Annotated in this window: 28 protein-coding genes; 11 read left to right on the top strand and 17 right to left on the bottom strand. The window is 68.5% G+C overall.

Going from position 1 to position 26,125, the window contains the following annotated elements; all coding sequences use genetic code 11:
- Positions 1-204 precede the first annotated feature (204 nt).
- The 7 genes from TU31_RS11610 to TU31_RS11580 form a co-directional block, all read right to left on the bottom strand.
- The gene (locus TU31_RS11610; protein ID WP_042153043.1) at positions 205-1,023 is read right to left on the bottom strand and encodes an ABC transporter permease; all 819 of its coding nucleotides are present in this window, start codon (positions 1,021-1,023) and stop codon (positions 205-207) included.
- A complete protein-coding gene (locus tag TU31_RS11605; RefSeq protein ID WP_042153040.1) occupies positions 1,020-2,033 on the bottom strand; it encodes a daunorubicin resistance protein DrrA family ABC transporter ATP-binding protein in 1,014 nt (337 codons plus the stop codon). The genes TU31_RS11610 and TU31_RS11605 overlap by 4 nt, the downstream gene beginning before the upstream one ends.
- Before the next feature lie 203 nt (positions 2,034-2,236).
- On the bottom strand, positions 2,237-2,629 hold the full coding sequence (locus TU31_RS11600) for a hypothetical protein (protein ID WP_158894376.1): 393 nt from the start codon (positions 2,627-2,629) through the stop codon (positions 2,237-2,239).
- A gap of 43 nt (positions 2,630-2,672) precedes the next feature.
- On the bottom strand, positions 2,673-3,056 hold the full coding sequence (locus TU31_RS11595; RefSeq protein ID WP_158894372.1) for a hypothetical protein: 384 nt from the start codon (positions 3,054-3,056) through the stop codon (positions 2,673-2,675).
- A 29-nt stretch (positions 3,057-3,085) separates the two neighbouring features.
- On the bottom strand, positions 3,086-3,778 hold the full coding sequence (locus tag TU31_RS11590) for a hypothetical protein (protein WP_045867307.1): 693 nt from the start codon (positions 3,776-3,778) through the stop codon (positions 3,086-3,088).
- A gap of 74 nt (positions 3,779-3,852) precedes the next feature.
- Positions 3,853-4,227 (bottom strand): hypothetical protein, encoded by a 375-nt coding sequence (locus TU31_RS11585; RefSeq protein WP_042153029.1) that lies wholly within the window; start codon positions 4,225-4,227, stop codon positions 3,853-3,855.
- Between the two features lie 271 nt (positions 4,228-4,498).
- Positions 4,499-5,389, bottom strand: a complete 891-nt coding sequence (locus TU31_RS11580) for a LysR family transcriptional regulator (RefSeq protein WP_052718895.1) — start codon at positions 5,387-5,389, stop codon at positions 4,499-4,501.
- Positions 5,390-6,507: 1,118 nt separating this feature from the next.
- Between TU31_RS11580 and TU31_RS11575 the strand changes: the two genes are divergently transcribed.
- The 6 genes from TU31_RS11575 (at position 6,508) to TU31_RS11550 (ending at position 11,383) form a co-directional block, all read left to right on the top strand.
- On the top strand, positions 6,508-8,415 hold the full coding sequence (locus tag TU31_RS11575; protein ID WP_245698497.1) for an ABC transporter ATP-binding protein: 1,908 nt from the start codon (positions 6,508-6,510) through the stop codon (positions 8,413-8,415).
- A complete protein-coding gene (locus TU31_RS11570) occupies positions 8,412-9,050 on the top strand; it encodes an NUDIX hydrolase (RefSeq protein ID WP_245698496.1) in 639 nt (212 codons plus the stop codon). Before TU31_RS11575 ends, TU31_RS11570 begins: the two co-directional genes overlap by 4 nt.
- A gap of 122 nt (positions 9,051-9,172) precedes the next feature.
- Positions 9,173-9,541, top strand: a complete 369-nt coding sequence (locus TU31_RS11565) for a MazG-like family protein (protein WP_042153025.1) — start codon at positions 9,173-9,175, stop codon at positions 9,539-9,541.
- Between the two features lie 86 nt (positions 9,542-9,627).
- Positions 9,628-10,125 (top strand): DUF2975 domain-containing protein, encoded by a 498-nt coding sequence (locus TU31_RS11560; protein ID WP_042153023.1) that lies wholly within the window; start codon positions 9,628-9,630, stop codon positions 10,123-10,125.
- Positions 10,125-10,349, top strand: coding sequence for a helix-turn-helix domain-containing protein (locus TU31_RS11555; RefSeq protein ID WP_042153021.1), 225 nt, complete (start codon positions 10,125-10,127; stop codon positions 10,347-10,349). Before TU31_RS11560 ends, TU31_RS11555 begins: the two co-directional genes overlap by 1 nt.
- A 185-nt stretch (positions 10,350-10,534) precedes the next feature.
- Positions 10,535-11,383: a YwqG family protein gene (locus TU31_RS11550; protein WP_078885753.1), complete on the top strand. Its 849-nt coding sequence runs from the start codon at positions 10,535-10,537 to the stop codon at positions 11,381-11,383.
- Between the two features lie 191 nt (positions 11,384-11,574).
- Here TU31_RS11550 and TU31_RS11545 read toward each other — a convergent pair whose 3' ends face one another.
- On the bottom strand, positions 11,575-11,913 hold the full coding sequence (locus TU31_RS11545) for a hypothetical protein (protein WP_219819192.1): 339 nt from the start codon (positions 11,911-11,913) through the stop codon (positions 11,575-11,577).
- A gap of 265 nt (positions 11,914-12,178) precedes the next feature.
- Here TU31_RS11545 and TU31_RS11540 point away from each other — a divergent pair, with 265 nt between their 5' ends.
- Positions 12,179-13,531 (top strand): erythromycin esterase family protein, encoded by a 1,353-nt coding sequence (locus tag TU31_RS11540; RefSeq protein ID WP_042153808.1) that lies wholly within the window; start codon positions 12,179-12,181, stop codon positions 13,529-13,531.
- A 131-nt stretch (positions 13,532-13,662) separates the two neighbouring features.
- On the opposite strand, the gene TU31_RS11535 is transcribed toward TU31_RS11540, so the two are convergent.
- Positions 13,663-14,280, bottom strand: a complete 618-nt coding sequence (locus TU31_RS11535) for a hypothetical protein (RefSeq protein WP_042153015.1) — start codon at positions 14,278-14,280, stop codon at positions 13,663-13,665.
- A gap of 199 nt (positions 14,281-14,479) precedes the next feature.
- Here TU31_RS11535 and TU31_RS11530 point away from each other — a divergent pair, with 199 nt between their 5' ends.
- The 3 genes from TU31_RS11530 to TU31_RS11520 all read left to right on the top strand — a co-directional run bounded on the left by TU31_RS11530 (position 14,480) and on the right by TU31_RS11520 (position 18,474).
- The gene (locus TU31_RS11530; protein WP_042153013.1) at positions 14,480-15,826 is read left to right on the top strand and encodes a diacylglycerol/lipid kinase family protein; all 1,347 of its coding nucleotides are present in this window, start codon (positions 14,480-14,482) and stop codon (positions 15,824-15,826) included.
- A 202-nt stretch (positions 15,827-16,028) separates the two neighbouring features.
- Positions 16,029-17,234 (top strand): polysaccharide deacetylase family protein, encoded by a 1,206-nt coding sequence (locus tag TU31_RS11525; RefSeq protein ID WP_042153011.1) that lies wholly within the window; start codon positions 16,029-16,031, stop codon positions 17,232-17,234.
- A gap of 262 nt (positions 17,235-17,496) precedes the next feature.
- Positions 17,497-18,474 carry a serine hydrolase gene (locus tag TU31_RS11520; RefSeq protein WP_042153009.1) on the top strand — a complete coding sequence of 326 codons (978 nt, stop codon included), beginning with the start codon at positions 17,497-17,499 and terminating at the stop codon, positions 18,472-18,474.
- A gap of 69 nt (positions 18,475-18,543) precedes the next feature.
- Here the strand turns inward: TU31_RS11520 and TU31_RS11515 are convergent, their stop codons facing one another.
- From TU31_RS11515 to TU31_RS36715, 6 genes are all read right to left on the bottom strand, one after another.
- The gene (locus tag TU31_RS11515) at positions 18,544-18,780 is read right to left on the bottom strand and encodes a hypothetical protein (protein ID WP_042153007.1); all 237 of its coding nucleotides are present in this window, start codon (positions 18,778-18,780) and stop codon (positions 18,544-18,546) included.
- A 243-nt stretch (positions 18,781-19,023) separates the two neighbouring features.
- A complete protein-coding gene (locus tag TU31_RS37950; protein ID WP_042153005.1) occupies positions 19,024-19,422 on the bottom strand; it encodes a hypothetical protein in 399 nt (132 codons plus the stop codon).
- 129 nt (positions 19,423-19,551) lie between these two features.
- Positions 19,552-20,430 carry a hypothetical protein gene (locus tag TU31_RS11505; protein WP_042153003.1) on the bottom strand — a complete coding sequence of 293 codons (879 nt, stop codon included), beginning with the start codon at positions 20,428-20,430 and terminating at the stop codon, positions 19,552-19,554.
- 67 nt (positions 20,431-20,497) lie between these two features.
- The gene (locus TU31_RS11500; protein WP_052718893.1) at positions 20,498-20,947 is read right to left on the bottom strand and encodes a hypothetical protein; all 450 of its coding nucleotides are present in this window, start codon (positions 20,945-20,947) and stop codon (positions 20,498-20,500) included.
- Between the two features lie 319 nt (positions 20,948-21,266).
- Complete coding sequence (locus TU31_RS11495) at positions 21,267-21,992, bottom strand: nucleotidyltransferase domain-containing protein (RefSeq protein WP_042153001.1); 726 nt, start codon at positions 21,990-21,992, stop codon at positions 21,267-21,269.
- Positions 21,993-22,126: 134 nt separating this feature from the next.
- Positions 22,127-23,647: a hypothetical protein gene (locus TU31_RS36715; RefSeq protein ID WP_052718892.1), complete on the bottom strand. Its 1,521-nt coding sequence runs from the start codon at positions 23,645-23,647 to the stop codon at positions 22,127-22,129.
- Between the two features lie 148 nt (positions 23,648-23,795).
- On the opposite strand from TU31_RS36715, the gene TU31_RS11480 reads away from it, so the two are divergent.
- Positions 23,796-24,839, top strand: a complete 1,044-nt coding sequence (locus TU31_RS11480) for a bifunctional class I SAM-dependent methyltransferase/NUDIX hydrolase (RefSeq protein WP_042152999.1) — start codon at positions 23,796-23,798, stop codon at positions 24,837-24,839.
- Between the two features lie 222 nt (positions 24,840-25,061).
- Here the strand turns inward: TU31_RS11480 and TU31_RS11475 are convergent, their stop codons facing one another.
- Positions 25,062-25,367, bottom strand: coding sequence for a hypothetical protein (locus TU31_RS11475; protein WP_042152997.1), 306 nt, complete (start codon positions 25,365-25,367; stop codon positions 25,062-25,064).
- Between the two features lie 272 nt (positions 25,368-25,639).
- Positions 25,640-25,966 (bottom strand): plasmid stabilization protein, encoded by a 327-nt coding sequence (locus TU31_RS11470; RefSeq protein ID WP_042152995.1) that lies wholly within the window; start codon positions 25,964-25,966, stop codon positions 25,640-25,642.
- Between the last annotated feature and the right edge of the window lie 159 nt (positions 25,967-26,125).

Raw genomic sequence — 26,125 nt, 5'->3', positions numbered from 1 at the left:
GTCAGGCTCGTTAGGGACGTGAGCCTATATATGGCGGGGCAGCGGCTCGGCAGGGGGGCGGCGTGCGGGGTTCCGGCTGACCTGGAGGGGCGCCGGGGTCTGGAGTCCACCCGCCCCCGCTGCACTGAGCCGGCGCTCCGGCCCCAGCAGGCAGCTGGGGCCGGAGTCAGGAGTCCGGGTCCCTAGAGGGCCGGCCCGCCGCTCCTACGCCGACTTCCGATAGGCGCGGAATGCCCGGGTGGCCAGGAAGCCCATGACAAGGGCCGCCACCGCGAGCAGTCCCAGTCGCGCCCAGACCGTGCTCCAGTCGGCGGGTACGAGCATCGCCCGCCGCGCCGCCACGACCGCCCATTCCACGGGGTTGTACGCGGCGACCCGCCCCACCCAGCTCGGAGCCACCCGCAGGTCCATCACCGCAGAGCTCAGGAACATCAGCGGCAGCGTGGTGAACTGGGAGATCGCGATCAGCGTGGCCTGCTGACGGGTCAGCAGCGCAACGGCGTTGGACAGCGCCGAAAAGATCAGCGCCAGCAGCACCGCGGCCAGGACCGTGACACCGATGCCGACGACACCACCCGGGAAGCGGGCGCCGGCGATCAGCGCGATGACCACGATGACCAGACTCTGGATGACTGTCTGGATCGCCTGGTAGGCCATGGTCGCGCACATCATGGCGCCCCGGCCGGCAGGAGAGGTCAGCAGCCGGTCCATCACACCGCGGTCGATGTCCTGCAAATAGGTCGTCCCTGCCCACGCGCTCGCGAACAGCGCGGTCATCATCACCACGCCTGGCGTCAGGAACTGGAGAAAACCGCCGCTGCCGAGCGTGAATCCGGGCAGATTCACGACCGAGCGGAAGAGCTGCCCGAACAACAGCAGCCAGATCACCGGCTGCACGAGCCCGACGACGAGAAAGGTGGGCATCCGCCGCAGGGTGCGCAGCAGACGGCCGGTGAGGAGGGCGGAGTGTGTGATCACGGTCAGCGGTCGTGTACCGGCGAACTCCCTCTGCACTGTGCTCACTTCGCCGCCTCCAGAGCCTTGCGGTCCTCGTCTCCCGCGGCCGCAAGGCTCCGTCCGGTGTGCCGGAGGTAGACGTCATCGAGCGAAGGGCGGGACAGCGTCGCGGACGTCACGCCGATCCCTGCCTTTTCGAGTGCGGCCAGCACGGGCGGCAACGCCCGCGCACCGTCATCGGTCCGGCCCCGGACCGTGCACCCGTCCACGGTGATCTCACGTAGCTCAGGCACCCGTTCCAGCACCGCTCGTGCCTGGCTGTCGCCCTCGGCCAGCTCGACCTGCACCGCGTCACCGCGCAGCGCACTCTTGAGTTCCTCCGGGGTGCCCGCCGCCACCACCCTGCCGTGGTCGACGATCGCGAGCCGATCGGCGAGGTGGTCGGCCTCGTCGAGGTAGTGCGTGGTGAGCAGGACCGTCATCTGCTCGTCATCGGCCATCCTGGCGATCTCGTGCCACATCTCACTGCGGGCCTGGGGATCGAGCCCCGTGGTCGGTTCATCGAGGAAGAGCACCTGCGGGCGGTGCATCAGCCCCAGTGCGACATCCAGCTTGCGCGCCATGCCACCGGAGTACGTGCTGACCCGCCGGTTCGTGGCCTCGGTCAGGCCGAACCTGTCGATGAGCTCACGGGCCCGCGCCTTGGCGTCCACGCGGGACATCCCGTGGAGACGGCCCGCGAGCAGCAGATTTTCGGTCGCGGTCGCCATCGGATCCGTCCCTGGCTTCTGCGCCACGAACCCGATCGCCTGGCGCACCTGATCCGGCTTCGCCGCAACGTCGATACCTGCGACGCGCGCTGATCCCGAGTCAGCAGCCGAGAGCGTGGAGAGAATCTTCACCGTGGTGGATTTGCCTGCCCCGTTCGGGCCGAGCAGCCCGAAAACGGTCCCCTTCGCGGCAGCGAAACTCAGTCCCTGCAACGCGGTGACCGGGGGTTTGTTCCTGCCGGCCGAGTAGGTCTTGATCAGATCAACAGCTTCCAGAGCCGTTTTTGCTCGCCGAAGCGCAGCCATCGCCGCACACCCTTGTCAGAATCTGGTGTGACTCCCACCTTCCTGGTGTCACCGGACACAAGGAGGCTGAATGGCGAGGGCGGAACCCTACGGTGAGATGTCGCGTGTGACGTTAACAAGGGCGCACGAGCAGCTGCAAGCCCAGATCTCCGGTAGCGAAGGGGGCCTGCCGACAGGGTGTCGGCAGGCCCCGGGCTCGGTGCTCAGCAGTTGGTGCCGAGAACCTCACCGCCGTTCGGCCAGAGGCCGGTGGTCTGGTAGCAGTGGTTCTTGTCGGAGCTGAGGTCGTACAGGTACTCCTTGGCGCCCCCGTTGCCCATGGCGAAGGTCACGGTGGCCGTGGCTCCCGTTGCCTCTTCGGGGAAGTACGCCTTCCACGTCTGTCCGACCGGCTTGGACGTGTGGCAGTAGTTCTTGCTCTCGATGCCGTCCGGGCCCTTCCACTGGTAGCAGGTGTCGACCAGGAAGCCCGAATTGTTCGAGAACTGGATGTAGTTGCCGGAGCTGGCGGAGGCGGTGGGTGCCGCGGCGACCGTTCCCATGAGGGTCAGGCATGCCATGGCAGCAAATGTCATCGACTTCTTGACAGCGCGCACGCTGGAATTCCTTTCCTTGTCCCTTCCTCGTCGCCGAGGAGGGTCAGCAGTTCTTCTCGGTGATGGACGGGCCCCACGTGTAACCGCTGAGCTCGTAGCAGTGGTTGCGCTTCAAATCGGTGATCTGCGGTGCTTCGAGATCGCCGATCTGCTGACCGTGAACGAGCACCGTGACCTCGACGCCGGTGGCATCGGCGGGAATGTCCACGCCCCAGTCCGTGCCGATGGCCTTGTTGTCGTCGCAGCTGTCCGGAGTCGCCGAACCCTGCCACTTGTAGCAGGTCTTGGCGAGGAACCAGCCCTTGTTGGAGAACCCGATGTGGCCCGAGTCCTGGGCAGCGGCAGGAGACGCCGTTACGGCCGTGCCGCCGAGGGCGAGCAGCAGCGTGGCGACACCGTAGGCCATGGATCGCTTTGACTTTGACACAGGGATTACCTTTCTGAGAGGGAGAAAACTCAGCGACCGTTCAACAGCTTCTGGTCGCACGTGACAATGTCCTGGCCTACCCGCTTCCCTCCCGGGAGGGGAGTTTCGGTACGCAGGCCGGTGATCTGTGCGCCGCCAAACTTTCCGCCCTGGATCGACACGTTGGTGACCTTGCGGTCCATGTCGTAACCCATCTTGAGCATTCCCTTTTGGCCGGGCTTCACAGCGATGCCCACAGCACCCGAGCTGGTTTCGGTGTGGGACTGGGTGAATCCCGCCTCGGCACCAATTCCCAGGCGGTCCTTGACCAGGGTGACGTCGACACTGGCGCCGATGTTCCACCCCCAGGAGAAGGTGTGGAGTGCGGTGATCGTCTGGGTGATGTCATTTCCGTTCGACTTACAGTTGTCGATCGGTCCGGTTCCCAGGTCCTGGTTCTCCGCGTCATACCATTTGGTGACCTGGCCGGCGTCCTGAGTCGTCGTGGAGGCACACGAAACGGAGAGGTTGCTGCACTGCTGGAGCGCTTCCAGAACGTCGGCCTGTCGGGTCAGCGTGGTGCCGTTGTCGTACTTGACGGTCGCGCTTCCCTCGTTCAGCCAGTTGTCGGTGTGGCCGTTGATCTCTTGCAGGGACGGCGCCGCGGACGCCGTCGGCGCAGCCACGGCGAGTGCCATCACGGACGCAGCGGCGGCGATTCCTGCCCGGTAACGGAAGGTCATGGGACTTTCTCGCTTTCTCGGTGACGGGAGCCTTACGGCTCAAGGGATGTGTGAGGTACCGACACCAGCCGGCATCAGCAACCGACTTCCAGGAGCTTCGAGTTGTAGGCCGTCCCGCTCACCTCGACACAGCGGTTCTTGCTGGGGTCCACGGCGATGCTGTCCGAGGGGGATTCCCAGGGGAAGTTCTTGAGATCGATCACCACTTGGGTGGTGTTCGCCGGGACCCCCACCGTGACGGAATCGCCCATCGGGCGGGAGATGTGGCAGTAGTTCTTGTCCTCCGCACCCACGAACGTGTAGCAGGTGGTGGCGGCTATCGCGGCGTTCTGCTTGATCTGGATATGAGTGCCCTCCGCCGCAGACGCAGTGGTGGCGAACGCCCCCAGCGGGAGACAAGCACCAGCTACTGTGGCCAGGCCGAGCAGGACCTTGCTACGCCTCTTCATACGACTCGATCCTTTCGGGAAATTCACGGGGGCGACACCGTCCGCTGCACAACCCGGTTCCGGACGCCCATCGTGTTCGCGTCATCAGTGATGGTGTGACAGGTCCAATTGTTGGCAGCCGGTCCCCTGCCCGAGAACCCCTGTTTTGGCTATGAGCTCATAGCCAAAGCCATGAGCCATGGGCCATCCGACGGCATTCGCCCGCCCCCTCGCCACGTGGTGCCGCATATTGCGCTTCCCCATCAGACCTCTCGGCGGGACAGAGAGTCAGCTATTCCTTGAGGTCGAAGAGAAGCTGCGCGAAAGCCTCTTCCACGCCGGAGAATTTCCGGCCCAGGAGGTGCGCCATCACGATCGGGTGGCTAGGGGGCGGGGGGATGAGGTCGACCAGCGCAAGTCGTCCATCACCCACTTCTTGCGCCACGCAGTGCCAGGACATGAGAGTTGCTCCCAGCCCGGCGGACACCGCGAGCTTGAGCGCTTCGTTCCCCCACGCCTCCCCCTTGTCGACAGGCTGAATGTTCCAGCGTCGCAGGGCGGCGTTCTGTAGGTGACGCGTTACGGAGCCGCTTTCCCGCAGCAGCAACCGCTCCGTTGTCAGGTCCTCCGCCGTGGCCTGACGGTCAGCCAGCGGATGTCCGCTGCCCACAACGAGGACGAGTCGTTCGGACAGAATGGGCTCGATGACAAGTCCCGGTGCATTCGGCTCGCCATCGAGCAGTGCCATGCCGACCACCCCGTCGATGAGCTGCTGCGTCACCTGCTCCATTCCGCCCGTGTGGATGTCCCACCGCTGTCCGGGAATCCGGGCGGTGAGACGGGCGAGTACGGCCGGAACCAGAAAGGAGGCCGCATCGTTGGTGGTGGCCACTCGCAGCCGAGGCTCAGAGGAAGGCACCGTCATCCGCACGGCGGTCAGCGCTTCTTCGGCCAGGGGCATGAGGCGTTGGGCATACGACATAAAGGTCTCGCCCTTGGCGGTCAGCCGGATGCGTGCCCCCGACCGGTCGATGAGGGTAGTTTGGAGAGAGGCTTCCAAGCGCCGCACCTGGTTGGAGACCGACGGCTGACTCATGTACAGCTTCCGTGCGGCAGCGGAAAATCCCCCGCACTCCACCACCGCAACGAAGATCTCTAGACGGCGCAGGCACAGCGTGTTCACGTATCGGCCTTTCGTCGGCCCTTGTTCACCATGGGTAGGGATCTGATCCGTCGTTCATCCGTCGCTGTTAACCGCCGCTTGCGGTGGAGTTCATCGCGCGGTGCACCCAAGTCGCCCTTGTCTGGGGCCACCTGGTCCTTGGACCGGGCGGAGCGCGGAGCGTGGGAAATGAAGACGGAACTTGTGCCGTTCACCCCGCCATTGCCGCCGCCGCACAGGGAGGTAAGCACCAGGACGCAGACGTCGGTTAACGACGCGAGGGGAACGCGGAGCGCAGAGGTGGGGGGATATGGGCCACGGAGGGGGGTTTGCGTGGTCATGAGGTCATGCTTGGAACCCCATGTCATGGTTTTTCTGTCGCCACATGATGAGAACGTAACAATGCTTCGGAAAGCGCGCCGCGATGGCAGGGAGAAGCCGACGATACCCTCGCCGCGCGATGCGGCGTCATACAGCCGTATTCCGAGTGAGCGGCGCGCAGTTGACGCTCCACCAGCTTGACGGCTTGCACGCGCCCCCGCCTCCGGCGGCCGCCGTCACCTGATGCATTTTCCGCGCCCGCCGGCATACCCGGGGCACATCGGCGCCACCGCCCCCGGCCGCATGCCGCATGCCGCATGCCGAAACCCACCCCGGGCCGACCGGCCGCCAGGCCGACGCAATCCCACGAACGGGTGGCACCCACCGTTCGAGTCGCTACCTGGCCCCGCCATCAGGGCCACGACCGGCCTCCACCACCCAATAGAACATGCATCCACGATCTGCCCCCTCATCACCCGTTACGGGGAGCCAAATCGACCGTTCTTTAGAGCACCTGTGCCCACGACTCGCCCTCCTGGAGACGTCATGGATCCTGTGCCCGTCCTCGTGCATGGCCCCGCCGGGTTCGAACGGCGGCAGCCTGGGCTCTTACCGGCCCTCCGCCGCAGGCGCGTGCTTGACGCTGCCGCATGGCTCGTTGAGCGCTCGTCCCGTATGGCCACGAGGTGGTCGGCATGAGCGCGGCGCAAGGGGCCGCGTCCCCGTCACCGAATGAGCGAGCCGGCGTGCCGGGCCCCCGCCGTGCACCACTGGGGCTGCCACCGACGGCGGTGCCCACGGGGCCGGGAGACGGAGATATGGCCGATGAGTTGGAAGAGGCGTACTGGTCGGTCTACGACGGCGCCGCGGCCAAGTCGACGGTCCGCGAAGTCCTGGTGCGGCTGCCGCGCATCGTCCGGCAGATCGGCCGGCTGGCGTGGCAGGCCGACCGCTCGGCCACGCTGGCCGTCGTGGTGCTACAGCTGGTCTCCGCGGCGATGGCGGCCTTCGGCTTGGTGGCCTCGGTGGGTGTGCTGCGCGAGCTGTTCGGTCACGGGCCGACGCCGGACAAGGTCCGCAACGCGGTGCCGCAGATCTTGCTCGTGGTGGGTTTCCTGTCCGCACGGGCGCTTCTGGAGGCCGGGGTCGCCGTCGCGCAGGCGCGGGTGACACCGAAGATCCGCACCGCGCTGGAGTGCGACTTCCTACGGCTGACCGCGCACGTCCGGCTGGAGGTCGTCGATGACGCCGACTGGCACGACGACGCCTACCGCGCCTCCGACCGCGGCCTGTTCTACGCCCGGCAAATCGTCGGCCAGGTCGTCTCGCTGGCCTCCACCCTCCTCGGGCTCATCGGGACGGCCGGCGTCCTGACCTCTCTGCACCCCGCTCTCCTCCCCCTGCTCCTGCTGTCCGTCCTGCCCGTGGGCGCCGCGGCCGTCCGCACGGCACGGGCCCGGTTCCACAGCTTCAAGCGGTGGAACGCGCTCCAGCGCCGGGTGCGGGTCTTCTCCTGGCTGCTGCTGGAGCGGGACGCCGCCGCCGAACTGCGCTCCGACACCGCCCAGAACGCCATCCTGGACGAGCACCGCCGGCTTACCGCCCGGATCGCCGAGGAGGACACCCACCTCGGAGTGAGTTCCGCGCTGCTGACACTGGCCGGCCGGGCCGTGGGAGGCGTCGGAACCGGCGTCACGTATGTCGCGCTGGGAGCCATGCTGATCGCCGGGTGGCTTCCCCTGGCGGCCGGCGCCGGCGCGGTGCTGGCGATCCAGACCGGACAGACCGCGTTGACGCGTTTCGTTGATGTGGCGCATCTGGTCTATGAGCACGCCATGTGGGTCGATGACCTCCTGGCGTTCCAGGAACGCTGCCGTGGGCTACAGCCCCGTCGGCGTGCGGTGACCGCGCCCGCGACCGTCGCCACCCTCACGCTCGACGACGTCAGCTTCACCTACCCCGGCAAGGAGACTCCCGCGCTGAGCAGCATCTCGATGACGCTGCGCGCCGGGGAGACCGTCGCCTTCGTGGGCGTCAACGGCTCGGGAAAGAGCACCTGTTCACGACTGATCGCCGGACTGTACGAGGCGGACGAAGGTGCGGTGCGCTGGGACGGGGTGGATGTGCGGGACATGGACTCCGAGTCGCTACAGGCGCGCGTCGCCACCGTGTTGCAGGACCCGGTGCACTTTCCCTTCAGCGCGCTGGCGAACCTCACGGTCTCACGCGGCACGCTGACGGAGGCCGATCCGCAACGGGCCTGGGACGCCGCACGGGCCTCCGGCGCCGAGCAGGTCATCGCCGGTCTGCCGGGTACCTGGCAGGCGGTGCTGTCCAAACGGTTCCGGGGCGGCCAGGAGCTGTCGGCCGGCCAATGGGCCAAGATCGCCGTCGCGCGGGGGCTGTACAAGAACGCTCCCGTGCTCCTGCTCGACGAACCGACCGCGAGCATGGACCCCAAGGCCGAACACGCGGTATATCAGGCGGTGTTGCGGAACAAGAACCGGGCGGATCAGATCACCGTGCTGATCTCGCACCGGCTGGCGAGCGTCGTGGAGTGCGACCGGATCTTCGTCTTCGACGGCGGCCGGATCACGGAAGCCGGCTCGCACCAGCAACTCATGGCCCTCGGCGGCGACTACGCCCAGATGTTCACCCTCCAGGCAGCCGCCTACCAGGCCGTGTCCACGGCCTCCGACCCCGAACCGAGGACAGCGCACCCGTGAACGACCAGACGTCACAGACCGACCCGGCCCCGCCGCCATCGACCCGCGAGCTGGTCCGCCGCCACGCCGAGTCGCCCGACGCCGGCCACGACGACCCCGGTCCGTCGATGACGTTCGCCGACGCTGACACCACCACCACCGCCGCCGTTCGGCCTCCGTACCCACGCTCCCCGTCGGCAGCGGCCACAAGCGGACGGCCCGTCCCCCACACCATCGGCGTCCATCTCTACCTGGAGAACGCCCACGGCGAGATCCTGCTCGGGCTGCGCCACCCCGACTGCGCCTACGCAGGGAGGACCTGGCACTTCCTGGCCGGCCACTGCGAACAGGAATCCGCCGTCGCCTGCCTCGTCCGCGAAGCCCGCGAGGAGGCCGGCCTGCTGATCGACCCCGGCGACGTCGCGTATGTGCACGCCGTCCATCTCGTCGATACGCCCGGCACACCGCCGCGCATGCAACTGGTCTTCCGCGCCCGGCACTGGACGGGAACACCCGAGGTCCTCGAACCCGACAGGTGCGTCAGCTGGAGCTGGTGCCGATCGGAGGCACTCCCCGAGCCACTCGTGCCGTACGCCCGCGCCGCGATCGACGGCATCCGGGCGGGACGCCTCTACACCGAGTGGGGCTGGACCTGACCGACGCCACCGCAAAACGGCTCCGCCCTGCGCGCACCATCCACCCCGCCGACGCTCCCCACCACAGCCCGCACCCTCAACACCCCTCCCACTGACCCCCGCCCGCCAAAGGAGACACCACCATGCACAGCGACACCTGGGACACCGTCGCCCGCCTGGCCCGACGCTTCAACGCCCATGACGGCGAACGCGGTCTGGACGCCGCCCAGCAGTGGACCCTCCAGGTGCTGAAAATCGCCGAGGAGACCGGCGAAGCCTCCCAGGCCGTCATCGGCGTCCGCGGCACCAACCCCCGCAAGGGCGACAGCCACACCTGGCAGGACGTGCACGCCGAGGTCGCCGACGTCATCATCACCGGCCTGGTCGCTCTCGCCCGCATGCGCCCCGACGACGCCGCGCCCTACCTCCACCAGCAACTCGCCGCCAAGGCAGCCAAGTTCCTTCCGCCCGAGCCCGGCGCAGGTGCCACCTCTTGCGCGCAGACGCAATGAGCAGCATCCGGCGGGGAGGGAGCACAGCACGCACCCCGGGGGCGCCATCGATTGATTTTCGATCGAAACCAATCGATAATCGATACATGCATCGCTTCTACATCGCCGCGCTCCGGGCCGGCATCGCCGCAGTGATCTTGCTCGGCCTCTTCGGCCAGCTCGTGGTCCTCCCGACGACGGCAGCCGATGAGGTCGACCGCTTCCCTCCCTACGCCCCGTTCGCCGCGCCCTACGTGACGGTGGCGATCGCCGGTATCGCCTGCGTCCAAGTCGCGCTCGTCGCCGTGTGGATGCTGCTCACCATGGTCGAACGCGACGCGATCTTCACTCCGCGGGCCTTCCGATGGGTCGACACCATCATCGGCTGCTCGCTCGTCGCGACACTGCTGGCGATCGGTGTCACCGGACACCTGGCCCTCACAGACATCCCCTCCCCCAGCGACGGCATGGAGGTCCTCGGCGCACTGGCCGCAGCGACCGCGAGTGTGGGCGTGGGGGCAGCGTTCGCGATGCTCATCGTCATCATGCGCAGCCTCTTGCACAAGGCGACGGAGCTACAGACCGAGATCGCCGAGGTGGTCTGATGGCGATCATCGTCGATCTCGACCTCCAACTCGCCAAACGCGGCCTGTCTGTGGGCGAGTTCGCCGATGCCGTCGGCATCACCCCCGCCAACATCGCCGTACTGAAGAACGGCCGCGCGAAGGCCGTGCGTTTCACCACGCTCGACGCGATCTGCCGCACCCTCGACTGCCAGCCGGGCGATGTACTGCGCTGGGTGCCTGACGAGGGCGCGGATGACGCCTAGCCTCTGTCGGGAACGGCTGGTCACAGTCACTCTGCTCAAGGCTGTGACCAGCAGCGCTGTCGACAGCGCGCCGGGGCCGGTGGCGGGCGGTTCGACGAGCGCGCGCGTCGATGGCTGTTCGTCCATGCCCGGCTGGGCAGGAACGGGACAGCCCGTTGTCAGTGGCTCCCGGCATCATGGTTCGCATGACACAGAGCACTGTCGATGCACTGCACGCGCTCGCGCGCGAGTACTTGCCCCAGGAGATCGCCGAGCGGTGGATCGGGCTGCTGCGGCCCGGGCTGCGCCTGGAGAAGGCGGAGGGGGCGGGCTCAGTCGTCGGCCGGCTCGGTGGATTGCCGGGGCTGCCGGAGGGCGAGGAGTGGCCTGTGTGGGAGGGGCACGGGCCGCTTGCCTTTGTTGCTTCACTCGACTGTGCCGTGCTGCCCTCGGGCGCCCTCGACATCGCCATGCCGACGGACGGCACGCTGGCCTTCTTCTACTTCGACGGGCAACTGGACGACGGCTGTGCCGTGGTCGCTCCCGATGAGCCCGACAGTTGGGCGGGAGCGCGCGTGCTGTACATACCTGCGGGTGTTCCCGTTGCCGAGCGGACGGCGCCGGAGGGCATTCAGCCGTACCCCGAGGTACCGCTGACCGCACGCGTGGAGACGACGGCACCACACCTCTGGCACCCGGTCGTCTACCGGGAGTTCGCGCCGATGCCCGATGACCATCCGGTGTGGGACGAGGACTTCCAGGAGGCCCTGGGGGAGCACTTCGAGGGCACGGAGCACCGCATCGGTGGCCATGCGCACCCGGTGCAGGGCGAGGTGGAGACCGAGGTCGCCCACGGCGCGCTGGGGAACCCGCCGTGGAATGACCCCCGTATCAAGGAGGAGGCCCTCCGGTGGGTGCTGCTCGCGCAGTTCGACACGGATCACGACGCGGACATGATGTGGGGTGACTGCGGTGCCCTCTACTGGCTCATACGCCCCGAAGACCTGGCCGAATGCCGCTTCGACCGGGCGATGTTCACCTGGCAGTGTTGCTGAGGAGCCTCCTCCGACGGGGGTCCCCGCCCGCCGGCCGTGCAGCGCCCAGGGGGCGCCGACCAGCTGGCGATACCCAGGCCGGAGGCGTGGCCGCGAGCGGAGTGGGTGCCGTACTGGGTGAGCAGGGTGGCCAGCCAGCCCGCCCGTGGTTCAGACAAGGGAAGCCCGCGCCACCCACCCGTACCCCGCTGTCAGCCGAGCGCCCAGTGATGGAGTTGTCCGCCATGGCGGGTGAGCCAGGCGCCGTCGCCGAGGGGGGTTACGTCCTCGCTGACCGGTACCGGGTAGCGCAGCCGGCCTAGTGGCTGGAGCGTTGCCGCCTTGAACAGCCAGTGGCAGATTCCTGGGGTGCGTCCCTGCGGCTTCAGCTTGCCGGTGACGAGGACATGGCCGGAATCGAGGACGTAGGCGTCGTCGAACTCGTCGTAGTCGGGGTCAACGGCGATCTCCTCCAGGTCGAACAGCGCGATCTGTTCGCCTGTCGTCGCCTCGTGCAGGGCGAGTTCGTCGCGGTCGTCCTGGTAGGCCATGCTCTCCGCGCGCCGTATCGTCAGCACCCGATCGGATGCCGGCAGCGATCCGCTCACCTCCCGCACTGCTCATGAACGCGATCGTTGCACGTGTCCCTGTCCGTGTCCGTGTCGGAGACGAACCGTATGCGTCGGCGGGCAGCTGAGCTGACCGGACCGGTGCGGCGGGTGGGCCGCTGCACGCCTGGTCGGTGGGGACAACCCCACCCATGATTCGGGGGTGGGGCGCATGGCCCCCGTCCCGCCCGGCAGCAAGTCTTGGGGGATGAGACAACACAGGTCAGCCTTCCTCGCATTGCTCCTTTCGCTCGGCGCGGTGGCCGCCGCCGCGGCCCCCTCTCCGGCGCAGTCGCCGGTACCCGCGCTGGAACGTGATGCGCACCCGCTGCGCACCACCGAGCCCCACGGGAGCCTGGACGATCTGCGCCCGGTCGGCCGTATGGTGAAGGACGCACGGGTGGTGGGTCTGGGCGAGGCCACCCACAGTTCGCATGAGTTCTTCGCCATGAAGCACCGGGTCTTCCGCTACCTCGTCGAGGAAAAGGGCTTTCGCAGCTTCGCCCTGGAAGGAAGCTGGAGCACCGGGCTACGGCTCAACGACTATGTGCTGCACGGCAAGGGCGATCCTCGGCAGATCATGCGCGAGGAGTTCCAGAGCAACTACTCCTGGTGGAACAACACCGACTACCTGAACCTGCTGACGTGGATGCGCGGTTACAACAGCCGGCATCCGCACGACCCGGTCCAGTTCATGGGCGATGACTTCGGGTACGCCGGCCCGGAACTCTATGACCGGGTGACCGGCTATGTGGCCAAGTCCCACCCGGCGCTGCTGCCGCTCTTCACCGAGCTCTACCGCGGTCTGCGGCCGACGACCACCGTCGACGCCCATATCAACGGGTATCTGAAACGGCCGCTGGCCGAACGGAAGGAGATAGCCCACCGGACCGAGCGCGCGCTGAACCTGCTCAAGCGGCAGCAGCCCGGCGCGGGTTCCGCCGGTGGAGAGGCGCACGCCTGGGCCGTACAGCACGCCACCGCCATCGACCAGACGGCCCGTGGCTACGCCTTCGACCTCGACGATCCGCAGCAAGCGGCGGCGGCCATGCGCTACCGCGATGCGATCATGGCGGACAACGTGGCCTGGTGGCAGAAGCACACCGGGGACAAGACGTTGCTGTCGGCCCATGATGGGCATGTCGCCCTGCGGACCCACGACCCGAAGCACTACCCCAAGGTGCAAGGGAGCTTTCTGCGCGACAGGTTGGGCACCCGCTATGTGAGCATCGGCATAACCTTCGACCGGGGTTCGTTCAACGCCACCGGAGCCGACGGGCAGGTCCGGGCCTTCGCTGTGGGTCCCGCGAAACCGGGCAGCAATGAGTACACCCTGGACCGGGTGCGCCACCGCGACTACGTCCTGGACCTGCGCACCGCCCCGCCCGCGGCACGCACCTGGCTGGCCACGGCCCGTACGACCAAGTGCATCGGCACGGCGTATCCCGGGCCCGGGACGGAGTACCGGATCGCGCTCGCGCGGTCGCATGACATCGTCGTGCATCTGCACCGCGTCCGGGCCGCCCGGCTACTGGCCGCCCCGGCGCCCGCCGGGAAGTGAGCTGTCGGCTTCCTCCGCGGCGGGCCTGTCGCCCTGGTCACCAAGCCGGTGACCAGGGCGGACCGGGCAGGTGACCGGGGGCCGGGTCACCCCTGTGCCCGGCCGCGGCCACGCGGGAGGGCCGGCCCGGCTCAGTCCACCGTTTGGTCGCCGTCGGGCAGGTCCTCGACCGTCACCTTTCCCCGCGGCTCCCCGAGCCCGTCCGCCACCGCCCTGGCCAGGCCCTCCGGGTCGGGCCCGGTAGGCACGGGCACCGGCTCGCCCGCTGCGTAACTCTCGATCGCCCTGGTGAAGTAGCTCGGATCCCAGGCACCGACGGCGCCCCTGACCTCCACCTCGCGTACTCCCCGCGCCCCGATGCGCTGCTTGACGGCGGCGAGGATCCGATCCGACCGGTACTCCCCCGGCACCTGGAACAAGCTGGCGTGCGCGCCGACTTTGCCACCGTCCTGGAGGCGGACGGTCACCGTCAGACAACTGGTCACGGCCGGGTAGCGGATCGTCCCACCGGGCCCGACCTCGCCGACCTGGCCCTCGGTGATTCTGAGGTGCGCGGTCTTGGGAGTGACGGGCTCCGTCATACGGGCCGCCGGTGTCACCGGTCCCGGGAGCACCCCGCTCGCGACCGCGGGCCGAGCCTGGGCCACGACCGCGCCACCGGCACCCAGGGAGAGCGCCAGCAGCGCTGTGACGGGTAACCCTGCCCTGCCGTTCGCTCGCAGCCACCGCACCTGCCGTATCTGCCGCATCCGCGCCACACATCCTTTCGTCGCCGTAGTGAAGTCCTTCTCCACATCCTGCGTCCTGAGCAGTCGCCTCCCGCACGCCCGGCCGTTGAGCGCCACGCGCGCTTTCGGGCAGGTCCGCCCGCCCCAGATGATGCGCTTCGCCGCCTGCGAACGTGCAATGGAGGGGAAGGGGGAAAGCTGCGGAGTCGGCGGGAGGCGTATGCGGGTGGACAGGCGTTGGGCCGCACGTCTGGCGCTGGTGGCGGGGGCGGCGGCGCTGCTGGTCCTGCTGGTGTTTGCCGGGCTCCGGAGCATCGCACTGGTGGGCGTGGGGGCGGCCGGGCTGGCCGCCACAGCGGCCGGGCTGTGGTGGGTGCTCGCGCACACCGGGGCGATCAGGGTGCTCGCGCTCATCCTGGCGACCGCCACACCGGTCGTCGTCCTGGTGCTCTACGCGGTCGCCGGACTGCTGTGGGTGGTGCTGGTCTCGCTCGCCCTGTGGACGCTCGCCGTCTTCACAGGCAGAACAGCGCTGGCACCGCACACCGAGCCGGCGCGCACACCGGAGCGGCCGGTCGCCCCTCCGAGACGCCCGTTCCTCCTCATGAATCCGCGCTCGGGCGGCGGTAAGGTCGGCAGATTCCGGCTGGCGGAGCAGGCCAGGGCTCTCGGCGCCGAGGTCGTCGTCCTGGATCCCACGCAGCCGCAGGATGTGGCCGAGCTGGCGAGGCAGGCCGTCGATGAGGGCGCCGACCTGCTCGGTGTCGCGGGCGGCGACGGGACGCAGGCGCTGGTCGCGGGTGTGGCGGCGGCACGCGACGTACCGTTCGTCGTCATCTGCGCGGGCACCCGCAATCATTTCGCCATGGACCTCGGTCTCGACCGCGAGGATCCCGCTGCCTGCCTTCAGGCGCTCACCGACGGTGTCGAGCTGCGCATCGACCTGGGCTTCATAGATGTCGGGCAGCCCACGGCAGAGGGCCAGGGGCGTGTCTTCGTCAACAACGCCTCCTTCGGCGCGTACGCGAGTGTGGTGCAGAGCCCGGCCTATCGCGACGACAAGGCCAGGACCATCCTCCAGATGCTGCCGGACCTGCTGACCCACCACAGCGGCCCGGACCTGAAGGTGCGTACGGACGCCGTGTCCGTCGACGGTCCCCAAGCTGTCCTGGTGAGCAACAACCCCTACCGGATGGGCGATCCCGCGGGTCTGGGGCGGCGGGAACGGCTGGACTCGGGCGTCCTCGGAGTGCTCGGTGTCACGGTCGACAATGCGGTGCAGGCGGCCGCGATGCTTCGCGGCCGACGTGGGCCCGGCCTGACCTCGACCACCGCCCGCGAGGTGGTCATCGACGCCGATGCACCCGCCATCCCGGCCGGTGTCGACGGCGAGGCCCTCACCGTGCCCACCCCCGTACGCTGCTGGATCGAACCCGGCGCCTTGCGCGTACGGCTGCCCCGCCACCGCCCCGGCACGCCGCGCGGCAAGCCGCCGATGGATTGGCGCAGGGTGCGCAGGCTGGCCCTGACGGTGGGACGGACCGCGGCGGGGCGGGAATCCGGCTGATCGGCACCGGTCGCTCCGCAGCACAGCGGAGGCCCGGCAGTGTGCCGGATCTCGCCCATCGGTGACCGGATAGCGACCCTCCGTGGCATCGTGGTCCACTTTTTGAGTTTCGCCGCCGTAACGGAACCCCGGCATCCATCAGCCCCTCTCTCTGGGCGTCCACTGGGGCACTTCAGGGCGAATAAATGCGATGAGGACCGTTATGCGTGATTACAGTCGGCGGGGAATGCTCGGACTCGGGGTGGGAGCGGCGGCGGCTCTGTCCGTAGCGGGCTGCTCCCCCTCCGGTTCGTCGGAATCCGGCAAGGTGGCGGCCAAGCCCGGGCAGCAGAAGCCCCGGTCGAAGCCGATCGGCGACGGCTCGACCGCGCATACCGGCAAGCAGCCCCACCAGCCGTCCGCGCCGGAGAAGCTGGCGCCGGGGCAGAAGCCGCCGCAGTTCGTGGTCTTCTCCTGGGACGGGGCGGGCGAGGTGGGCAACGGCCTCTTTCCCCGGTTCCGCAAGCTCGCCCGCGATCACAACGCCTCGATGACCTTCTTCCTCTCGGGGCTGTATCTGCTGCCCGAGTCCAAGAAGCGCCTGTACCACCCGCCGAACAACCCCGTCGGCGCCTCCGACATCCCCTACCTCACCGATGACCACATCAAGTTGACGCTGAAGAACCTGCGCGCGGCGTGGCTGGAGGGCCATGAGATAGGCACCCACTTCAACGGCCACTTCTGCGGCACCGGCAGCGGCTCGGTCGCCCACTGGACCCCCGCCCAGTGGGACTCCGAGATACAGCAGGCCATGGACTTCGTCACCAAGTGGCGGACGAACACCGGCTTCACCGACCTCGACCCGCTGCCGTTCGACTACAGCAAGGAACTCGTCGGCGCCCGCACGCCGTGCCTGCTCGGCCAGGAGAACCTGCTGCCGACGGCGAGGAAGCGCAGCTGGCGCTACGACGCCAGCTCGCCCGGCGGCCTCCAGGTCTGGCCCACCAAGAAGCAGGGCATCTGGGACTTCCCGCTCCAGTCCATACCGTTCGGCAACCTCCCCGCCGGGGTCCTCTCGATGGACTACAACATGCTGTACAACCAGTCGCAGAACTCCACCAAGGGCCCGCCGGCCAACTACCCGCGCTGGCGCAAGCAGGCCGCCGACGCCTACATCGCCGGCTTCCAGCGGGCGTATGAGACGAACCGCGCCCCCTTGTTCGTCGGCAACCACTTCGAGCAGTGGAACGGCGGCATCTACATGGACGCCGTCGAGGAGGCGATCAAGCACATCGCCGACGAGAAGCACAAGGACGTCCGGCTGGTCTCCTTCCGCCAGCTGTGCGACTGGCTCGACGCCCAGGACCCCAAGGTCCTCACCGACCTGCGCCAACTCGGCGTCGGCCAGAAGTTCACCGGCCGCGGCTGACGAGTGCCGGAGGGCGTGGACCCCCGCCCCGGCCCCCGCGCCCTGACGGCAACGCCGTGGGGATGCGAAACCGGCGGCAAAACCCCTGCCAGTTATACGAATTGATGGGGCATCAGCCACCCGGGAACGCTCCCCGGCACACCCCCTGCTGTGCGCTGCCCCCCAGCTCTGCCCCGCTCTGCCCCGCGAGCCGGAGAGCAGCGCCAATCCCCTTACTCCACCAGCCAATTGTCCCTGCCCCCAGATAGGACAGTGAGCAGAAATGAGATGGGCTTCCACCCTCACCGCGGCCGCTATAGGAGCCGGCGCGGTCGCCGGACCCGTCGCAGCGGCTACGCCTTCCGTCGCGGCACCCCAGCGGGCCACGGCAGTTACCTCGAAGGTGCACTGCACGTCCAACCATCACAAGCTGGCCAAGAAGCTGGAAGCGGATATAGCCGAGGCGCTGGCGAACCGTAAGAGCATGGCGTCGCTTTCCTTCTTCGACCGGCCCACCGGCACCAGTTGCACCTCTGACGCCGGCAAGAAGTACGACGCGGCCAGCGTGGCGAAGACGATCATTCTCGGGGCGCTGCTGTACCAGAAGGACGGCACCCTCACCGAGGCGGAAGACGCTCTCGCACGCAAGATGATCATCGATTCGGACAACACCGCCGCGACCACACTGTGGAAGCAGCTGTCCGATCTGAAGGATCCCAAGAAGCCGGACCCTGTCAAGATCCAGGAATTCCTCGATGAGGCCGGAATGGGCAACACCGTCCTCGACAAGGAAGGCTCCTGGGGCCTCACCCAGGTCACCGCGGACGACCAGGCCAAGCTTCTGCGCCTCTTCACGGGTGACGACGACTCGGTCCTCGGGAGCAAGAGCCGGTCCTATGCGCTTGAGCTCATGAATCAGGTGCAGAGCATCCAGCGCTGGGGGGCCACCGCCGGCGCTCCGCTCGACTCCGTCATCCATGTGAAGGACGGCTGGCTACAGCGCAGCCAGAACCCCGACGTCGACTCTTTCGACAGGGGTGACTGGAAGGTGAACAGCATGGCAGCCCTCACGGAGAACGGGTACGACTCCGGGCTGGTCGTCCTCACCGAGAACAACCGGGTCCCCGAAGGACACCCCACGAACGAGGGGTGGGACTACGGGATCGAAACGATAGAGACCGTCTCCCGCGCCATATACCGGGACGTCTATCCGGACGCTGAGGGCTACCACCCGAGCAGGCCGACTTCTCCGGCTCCGTAGCCTCCCATACCCGTCCGCGATCGAGCCCGGGGAGGCTCGCTGAGCACTCCCCGGGCTCGGTCAGGATGATCAGGTCGGCCGGTGTTCGTGCGCCGGGGCGGAATTGATGTCCAGAATCTCGCGGAAAGCGGTCATGCACGGCGAGCAATAGCGTGCGGTGGGGTCGTCTTCCTGCTCCGATGGCCTGGGGCCATGCGAAGCCAGCTTGCGGCCGCACAAGGTGGCACGGGCGTCGTGCTTGGCCATGACGTGCCACACCTGTCCTGAGCTGCCGGTCGTCGAGGGGCCGGCGCGCATCTCGTACATGGGCCTCTCCCTGGTGCTGGTGGGGGGACTGGACGGCAGGGAACTAGCCGCCGCCAGTGCCGTGGGTCCGGTTCCATCCGTTGCTCATGGAACACGAGGGCACTCCCCTGGGCCATCGCGGAAGGGCCGGTCGGGTGAACCGGCGTCGTGCCGAGTTCGAGTGGCGACGGCCGGGGGAAAAAATGCCCGCCGCGCGAGCGGGCCGTCGCGGAGCGAGCGGTCCGAGGCGGTATCGGAACCCCCTCAGGAATCCTCACCGGCCTCCGCACGTCGCTGACGGTCCAGGGCTGTGTTGATGGCCGACACCATCTGTGACCCCGGTGGACAGGACACCGCGACCCGCGCGTACGGGGCCGCGGTACGGAGGTCCACCACGACCGTCGGCGACCGGCGTGGGCGGCGCAAGGCGAGGAAGTCCTGGCCGTCACCGTGCCGCCACACTCCCAAGCACAGTGCGCCCGGAACCGCCAGTGCATGGGTACGGACGCGGATGCCGCGCAGCGCTCGCCACCAGTCCGGCTGGATGCTCACCTGCTCCACGGCGGCCAGCGGCACCCGTACGTCTCCGTGCCTGGTGATGAGCTTCTCCCACCACGCGAGCCCCATCACCAGCTCGTCGCCGTCCACCATCAGCCGTGCCACGGCCACGCTCCTGCTCGGGTCGCTGGTCAGCTCCGTCCTGGGACTGACCTCTGCCCGCTCACGGAAATCGGCTACCGCACCGTCCGGCAATCGGGTGACACGCGGCCCGCACGCCCGCGGCGGCGCACCTCAGGCGCCGCTGCGGAGGACCTTGCGGGCGGCCTTGAGCCAGCCGGCCTTCTGGGCAGCAAGCTTCTGGAATTCCGCGGCGTGACTGCGCACCGCACCGTGCTGCAACCGGGTTTCCGCCTTGCTCCAGACCGACACGAGACGGGTCTCTCGTTTGCACCGCACGTCCGTCTGTGCCACCGCGATCTCATGACGGGAAGGCCGGGGCGATTTCGCCCAGCGGTCGTCGCCGGCGGCGGCCAGCGGATCCGGATAGCGATATCCGTCCCGCTTCATGCAAGCGCTCCAGGAGCGGACGACTGAGCTCACCGCGCGATCCTTCTGGGAGGCGGTGAACTCCTCACGGATTCGGCGGTTGAACAGGGCCGTGCTGCTCTTCGGGACGTCTCGGAGCAGGCGGAGGTGGGCCTTCTTCCAGCACCCGCTGACGCCGTCCTTCCCGTATGCGGCGAGCTGCGCGGCGCGTGGCATTTTCTCCCGGGCGCGCCAGATCTCGTCCCGCCGAGCGGTTTCGGGCGGGGCGGGCGGCTGGTGGTAGCCGAACCGGCGGGCGACCTCCGGCTCGATGACCCCGTAGCGGCGGCGTTGCGGCGGGTCCGGGTCGAGGGCGCTCGGTTGGGGAAGCGCGGTCCATCCCTTCCCCTCGGCGCGCATGCAGCCGCGGATCAGGACGTCTTCGGCCGATTCGATGGTGTGGACATCGGGGCCGGAGAGCGCGTAGGCGTCGAACGGCAGGACCAGGCGGCGTACTTCCTTCGAAGCGGGCGGCACGGCCGGGGGCGGTGCACTGTGGCGCGGCGGGGAGGGCACCACCCCGGACGAACACCCGGTGGCCGGCACCAACAGGGCCAGAACGGCGGCGGTATGACGGAATCGCATGGTGGCCTCACTACGCACTGCGGCGCGGTGGGACGGCCGCTGCCGGACGCCCCACCGCACTGCTCTGCTACCGGAACGTCACGCAGCTGGCCTTGTTGTCGAACCCGTTGTTGGACAGGTCGTTGTCGGAGCTGTGTGCGTTGGAGTAGTAGTGCGGCCCGACGCAGCTGCCGGGATGGTCGCTCAGCACCACGAAGTGGGACGTGGTGTTGTTGACCGAGCTGGTGCCGTTGTCGATCGTGCGGCCCTTGTGCGGTCCGCTCAGCCAGCGGTTGTTCCGCAGGTCGCGGTCGGAACCCGTGACATAGGCGTAGCCGCCGTGCCGGTCGTCGTCCTTGAAGAAATAGAACTTGGCAGCGGCCAGGCCCACCTCGGCCGGGGCCGCGGAGTCATCTGCCGCTGCGTGCGGCACGTCCGGAGTGGCGGTGGTGGCGTCCGCGGTGGCCGCGCCGATCCCGATCAGTCCCACCGTGCTCAGCGCCGCCGCGCTCACCGTCCGCATGATGTTGCGCTTCATCTGCTCTTCTCCCCCTTGAATCAACGGTGTTACCGACGTGGGTGGGGCCTTCCCGGTCATGGAATGCCCCCTCCCCCAGGCGCTGCCCGGTGTCGGAGCCGGATTGATTCAAGCACTTGTCGCACAGCAGGTACACCGAATTCGATCAGATTCGAAAGCGCGGGGAGGCCGACGCGCACCGGCAAAGGATCGGTGGAGGCCCTGGGCCTGCGGGTCTGTGCCCCTGCCGGCGCGAAGGGCGGTGACAAGCCATGTGGAGATTCGACGGAACGCGGGTTGGCCGTGGCCGAGTTGGGCTGTCCGAAGACGTCGTCGCGAGTCATTCACCCCAGCGTTGTGTGTACCCCTCTCGCAGCGGGCCGCCGACCAGGTCGAGCAGTTCCCCGGCTGCGGCTGACAAGGGGGCGGGGTCGCCGTGTTCGGCCACTGCTTTATGGCCGTCCAGCAGGGCCCTGCCTCGTACCGGGTCAGCGCTGAGGAGCCTTCGGGGCAGCCATTTGCCGATGCCTGTCCAGGCACGGTGGTGGGCGGTGAGCAGGTGTGCGGCCTCGCGCAGGATGAAGTCGGCGAGGGAGAGCTGTTCGTACCGGTCGGCCGGCTGAGTGTCGATCAGATCGTCCATGAAACAGGTGAGGACGTAGCGGCCTCTTGCCCACTCGGTGGGGGTGAGGGGTGGAGGGCCGGAGGCGAGCACCGCGCGGGCCTGGGCGCGTGCTCGGGTCACTTGGCCGTGCGGATCCATCAGGGTCAGGCCCTGGTCGTAGATGAAGAGAACGGTGCCCCGGCGGCGTGCTCTGTCCCATTCGAAGAACCCGGGGAGGTCCGCAAGGGTGTGCAAGAAGAGTTCGGCCAGGCGGCCGTCGTGGCGGATCACTTCGCGGCGGCTGGTGTCCGAGTCCGGAAGCAGGATGGCCACGTCCAGGTCGCTGGTCGCAGTGGCACGGCCTTGAGCGGCTGAGCCGCCGAGTACCGCTCCCAGGGCCTGCGGGTAGCGGCTCGCGATCAGGTGAAGAGCTTGGGCGGTCGGGGCTGCTTGATCATCCATGGGCGTTCATGGTGCCAGTCCCGGCGGCCGTCGCTCCCTCCAAGCGGTGAAGTCCTGCCGCGGGGGGGCGATCGCCGGTCGGCTCTGTGCGTCCGGTCGGCGGCCGGCTCGGTTCGCCCGGTGGCTCGGCTCGCTCAGCGCAGATCCAGGCCGAGTTCCTTCTCCAGCACGGTGGCCTGTTCCGGTGTGGCGAAGACGTAGTAGCTGTCGTAAGTGGCCTCCCTGAGGTACACGAAGTCGGCCAGGTAGAACCGGCGGGTGTCGTCGTCGGGGTCGGGATCGACGTGGCCCATGAACTCCGAGATCGCCAGATGGTCGAGGTAGTCGAACGAATGGTGCTCGGTGTCCTGGGTCACCAGGACACCGTTGCGGGCGAACTCCAGGATTTCGCCGTACTCGCCGCCGTGCAGTGTGACGTCGGTGATGGTGACCGCGCCGTCGGTGAGCGCCGCGGCCTCTTGCAGCAGGCTCGTGTAGCTCCCCTCCAGGTCGTCGACATCGTCCGCGTGGGCTGAGATCGCCACGCCGAACGATTCGAGCGCACCGGGTACTTCGTGGGGTGTCAGCTCGTTGTATGCGAAGCGCGAGTACTCCGTGAGCACGCTGTCGACCTTCTCCCGGGACACCATGCCCAGCCGCGTCAGGAGCGCCCCCACATGTGCGTACGACGACGCCCTGAACCAGAACAGCTCGTCCGTCAGCCCGCGCTGCCGCTCGCCCGGCTCCACGTCCCCGTCCCCCGCCGGGAGCAGCTCACGCAGGCATTCCAGCGGAATCGCCGCGCCCCCGAGCCGCTTGTCCGGCTGATCCACGAACGGCACCTCGGTCCACACGTTCTCACGCGAGCCCGGGGCCCCGGGCTCGGCGTCAGGGTCGAAGGGTATGTACTGCCACACCGCTCCCTTGTTGCGCCGGATCACCTCGCCCAGATACCAGCAAGCACCCTGCACGAACGGCTCGTCCCGCGCGGCGTCGAACTCCGCCACCGTGGCGAAGCGCTGCTTCACGACCGCTTCCAGCCAGTCCAGGGTGCCGGGGTGGTAATTCCACCGCCACGCTCCGTCAAAGGCCTCCTTGACCCAGGCCGAGAGTGCCTCGCTCCGCTCGGCCAGCCACGCCGACAGCACCGGATCCTCCGGCCGCGCCTCCCTGGGGTCCACCAGCGGCGTGTGCTCCTTGACCGGCTGCCAACCCGGTATCGCCTGCTGCCGCGCCGTCACGGCCTGCCGCAGCCGCGCTATCTCCTCGGCGAAGGCGGTCCCCGTACGGACCCGGAGGGCGTACGCGATCAGCAACATCGGGGCGACGGGCGAGAGTTCCAGTTCCGGGTCCGGGCAGACGACCGGCTGCCCGGGGCGACCCTCGACCGGCCGGGTGTTCCAGCCCCACCCACCACCCGCGACACCGAGCAGGACGTCACCGAGGAAGGCCGCCGCACTCTCCACGAACTCGGCCCGCTTCTCACTCTCCTGGCCGGAGTTGTCCTGCTCCAGCAGTTGAGCCTCCAGCGCGTCCAGCGACAGGGGACCGTAGTCGAAGGGGAAGTCCTCGGGGAGGAGCACCCTCTCCAGGAGCAGTAGCTGATACGGCAGTTCGTCGAGCCACTTCTGGAGGAGATGCGGCGGGGAGTTCTCCGGCTGTGTCTCAGCGGTCATGCGGACACTGTAAGGGCGAGCACTGACACCGGAATTGGCTGAAGGTCCGGGGCCCGGGGCCCGGGGGTGCCGCAAGGTGTGAACTGGGAGCATCCGCTGAACGCGGCCACATGTCCGGCTCCGCCAATACACGGAAAGGCAGTTCACGATGGGATACGTGACGCAGGACTCATGGGACGCCCACTACAGAGAAGGGCGTTCCTTCCGGCCGCTCGACGACGCCGAAGTCACCCTGCTCCGTGAACTGGTCCCGGCCCCGCCCGGCGGCGGCCATGCCCTGGACGTGGGCTGCGGCCTGGGCGAACTCGCCCGGCACCTCGCGACCGCCGGCTACACCGTCGATGCCCTCGACCACGCTCCCGCTGCCCTCGGCATCGCCGAACAGACACCACCGGCCCCCGGCACGGTGCGGTTCGTACGATGCGACATCGAGCGGGACCCCCTCGACTGCCTGCACTCCTCGTACGACCTGATCGCCTTCCGGCTCAGCTACGCCTTCATCGGTGACCGCACCCGCGTCATGCGCCGGCTGCGCGAACGACTCAGCCCCGGCGGCGCGGTCGTGGTCATCACCCCGGTCGCGGCGGCGGTGCCTGCCGACCGCCGCGGCATCGCGCTCGACGAGGAGGAGATCGCCCTGCTGTCCGCCGGGTGGCACACGGCCGAACGACATGACGCCGCGGGGCTGGCGTTCCTCGTGCTGCGCGACCCCGCCTCGGGCCCGGTGACCTACCGGGGCAAGGGGCGCCCGTCCCCACACGCGTTGACCGGCGCGGGCGTCGTGGTGACCGATGAAGCGGGTCATGTGCTGCTGGGCAGGTCTCGGAAGGGGACGTGGGAGCTGCCCGGCGGAAAGAACGACGGCGGCGAATCGTTCGCCGAGGCCGCCGTGCGCGAGCTGGAAGAGGAGACCGGGCTGACGGCCGGGGCAGCCGATGCACGGGTGTTGGCGATCCTGATGGACGCCGTACACGGCATGCCGCGGGTGACCGCCGCGGTGCGCGTCGTCGACTTCCGCGGCGAGCCGGCCGTGCGGGAGCCGGATCTCATCAGCCGCTGGGAGTGGCACGACATCGCCGACCTCCCGACTCTTGCCGCCGACCTGTTCACACCCAGCGCCCATGTCCTGGATGTCGTCTGGCCCGGCCTGCTGCCCGATCTGCCGCCCGTCCACCGGTACCCCCTGGCATAACGAACACGGCCGGAGGCCGGGGCCCGCGAAGCCCGCAACCCAGAACACCCATGGAAGCGTTCCGCACGAGGAGGACCTCGCGGCCCTCCTGCGTGCGGTGCTCGCCGCCCCGCTGAACGAGGCGGACCGGGAACAGGCGACAGGAACCGTCGTTCAGGTGGTCGCAGAATCCTGCCGCTCCTGGGGTCCTGATCCCTTCTTCGACTGCCGGCGAGAGCCGGGTCAGTCGCGGTCCACTCCGGCGACGAAACGACGTGCCGTACGCCGGCCCGCGTAGCGTTCCTTGCGGTTGTCGGCCTTCACCATCTGCTGCCGCTCCTTGATGCAGGCGCGGACATTGCACCCCGCACAGCAGGTGCGGCCGAGCAGCAGCATGCCGGGGTCTTCCCACCGACAGCGGGTGTCGGTGTCCTCCTGCGCCGGGTGCGGCGGCAGATCACAGGCACCGTAGCGGTGATCGTGGACCGGCCGGGGGTGGTGTTCCGCATGGCGCACCCACAGCGGCTTCGTCTTGTCCGTACGGGACATCTCGTTCCTTCCGGAACCGCCGCCCGTGCTCCCGGACTTTCCGGGCGGGCGGCCAGGTTCGGAATGTCACCGCGACCCCCTCCTTCCTTTGTCCGCAGCACCTGCCGGGCGGAATCCGGCACCCATCGGGTGGCGGTGTTTCCCGCTGGAAACATCCGGAGCCACCACGCTTTCAAGGGTTCGGCGCGGACGGCACTTTAGGGCACGATCCGTGGGAACGACATGTCTTTTCGGGCTTCGACGCGGGCGCCGGCATCGGCGGGCCAGAGGCCCTAGCGGCCGAGAGCCCTGCGGAGCTCTTCCTTGTTCATGTGGGAGCGGCCGTCGATGTGCTTCTTCTTGGCCTCCTCGTACAGCTGGTCCTTCGTCGGGCCCTGCGGTCCGCTGCGGGAGCGTTCACCGCCGCGCCGGGAGGCGGATTTGGGGTCGCGGGTGGAGACCTTGCCGGCGGACTGCGCCTCGCCGGAGCGGGCGCGTTCCTTGTTCACGGTGCGTGCCGCGATCTCCTTGGCGCGCTTCTCCGAGACCCCGTGCTCCAGCGCGTTCTCCTTGATGTGCTCGTACTGCCGCTCACGCTTCTTGTCCGAACCTGCCGGCATGGTGCCGCTCCTTGTCGAATGGGGCGTTTGCCTGTGCCGAAGGTCGCCTACCCACAGCCGGGCGCGTCCCACCGGCGGTGGCCGTGCATCTCCTACTCCACTGCCAATGGGCGCGGTGCGCGACATGGGAGAGCCGACCAGGCTGCGTCCGCGCAGCCA

Origin of the sequence: Streptomyces lydicamycinicus (assembly GCF_000829715.2) — a bacterium.
GTDB classification, from domain to species: Bacteria; Actinomycetota; Actinomycetes; order Streptomycetales; family Streptomycetaceae; genus Streptomyces; species Streptomyces lydicamycinicus.
This window is presented reverse-complemented; position numbering and strand designations above follow the sequence as displayed.